The 1,843-nt window shown below is 68.7% G+C and carries 2 protein-coding genes; both read right to left on the bottom strand.

The window, feature by feature from the left end:
• Nucleotides 1-112: 112 nt before the first annotated feature.
• Nucleotides 113-487 (bottom strand): ribbon-helix-helix protein, CopG family, encoded by a 375-nt coding sequence (locus tag EDF19_RS00245; protein ID WP_185022596.1) that lies wholly within the window; start codon nt 485-487, stop codon nt 113-115.
• Nucleotides 488-830: 343 nt separating this feature from the next.
• Complete coding sequence (locus EDF19_RS00240; protein WP_148070986.1) at nt 831-1,658, bottom strand: replication initiation factor domain-containing protein; 828 nt, start codon at nt 1,656-1,658, stop codon at nt 831-833.
• Nucleotides 1,659-1,843 lie beyond the last annotated feature (185 nt).

The raw sequence follows: 1,843 nt of genomic DNA, 5'->3' as shown, positions 1-1,843 counted from the left end.
GGGCCGCGGAAGGGGCACGCAACCGTAATGGTCCGAACCCCCGACGGGTGCGTGCCCCCATGCGAGCCGGCGCGAGCCGTAGCCGGCGCAACGTGATGGGCTGGAAGCCCCCTCACGAGTCTTCATCCTCAGGGGTGGGGGTGGGGGTGTGACCCCCGTGGTTACTACGACGGGGGTCCGACGCCGCGAGACCTTCGAGCTTCGCGACCGCGCCGAGTGCGCGGAGGTGCATCGCCTCGACCTCATCCCGGATCTGTTCCAGCTCGGAGACGGTCGCAGACGCCGCAGCCTCATCAAGTTGCTTCCGAGCCGCGACAGCGGCTTCGAAGGCCCCTACGGTCTGCACGAGCATCGGGCGGACCTCGCCGAGCAGGGACCGCAGCACGGCACTGCGGTTCGATCCCTCGAGCGCCGCGAGGCGGTCGAGCAGGTCGACGTCCGCCGGGTCGAGTGCGACCGTTACGCGGGAGACTCCGGTCTGGGGCATGTGTATGACCATAGCCCGATCGTATGACGATTACGACCCCCGCAATCGTATGACACGCCCTCCGATCAGGTATCGGTCAGGGGATGACCTCCGGCCACTCCCTGACCCGAACCCAAGGATGTGCCTAGACAGTCTCCGGTCGCGTCAACAGCGCCCTTCGGGCGTCCTCCGGATGCCTGTTCCAGGCACAGTTGACTCGACCTCCCCCGGAAGACCATCCGACGAGCACCATGACCGTCACAGCGGGCAGACGGCGGCTGTCCGGCGCGTCCGTGCTCGCGCGACTTCGTCACGCTCCGCGCGGCCGCATCCGGCCATCCGTCGCCTGTCCGCACGCGATCAGTCAGGGGACCGCGACCGGCTCGGCCAATCCAAGCGCAGCCAGGAGTTCATCCCGTGCCCGCTCGATCCCGACTTCCTCAGCACGCTTCGCAGCAGACGGGCCGTACTGCAGGCCCAGGTAGTGAAGCGTCCGGACCCACTCCGGAGGGCGCCGGAAGTGGGTAGCGACGCGCTCGGCATCGACGCCGACGAACTCCCGCGCGAACTCCTGGCCCCATGCGCTCAGCCCGTACACGTCGTCCGGCGTCATGGCCGCCACACGCTCCTTCACAGCCCGCTTGCCGGGCCGAACCGTGGCCTCGATGCGCACGATCCCGTCAGGGACCTCCTGGGCGCTCTCAGGGTGCTTCTGGCGCTGCTCCTCGGTCTTCTTGTACGCACGCACCTGGAACTCCGAGCGAGCGGAACCGACGTACGTCGTCGCGCCGCCGTCGCTGTTCGTGATCGACCGCATCGAGAGCCCGCGCTCTCCACCGAACGCCTGCACCCGGCGATCGAGCACGTCGAAGTCAGCGTGGAAGTCCATCGCAGCGTCGGCGCGAGTGACCCGGTGAGCAGGCCACATCCGCCGCAGGGTCGGAACGACCTCACGGCACGCACCACCGGTAACGGCGATGTGCACTTCACCAGCCCGAGGCGACGCCCGGAACACGGTCGCGAGCACCGTCGAGTCGCGCTCGACAGCCCAGCCCTCCGCGTAGCCGTTGCGGCCCTTGACCCTCGACAGCGAGCCACCGAGAGCGATCGCTAGCGACTTCGGCACCCGGTCGTCGTCGATCGTGTCGAAGGTCATCTCGTACCAGTCCCAGACACAGGCCAGCGCAGTCATGCGTGACCCCCTGAGGCCAGGAGTGCGGGCGAGGGCTGGTGCACTGGGCGATAGCCGTTTCGACCGGTGGAGCAGTCTCCGATCGGCTCAGGGCCGCGGAAGGGGCACGCAACCGTAATGGTCCGAACCCCCGACGGGTGCGTGCCCCCATGCGAGCCGGCGCGAGCCGTAGCCGGCGCAACGTG

Origin of the sequence: Curtobacterium sp. PhB115 (genome assembly GCF_003752025.1) — a bacterium.
Lineage (GTDB): Bacteria > Actinomycetota > Actinomycetes > Actinomycetales > Microbacteriaceae > Curtobacterium.
This window is presented reverse-complemented; position numbering and strand designations above follow the sequence as displayed.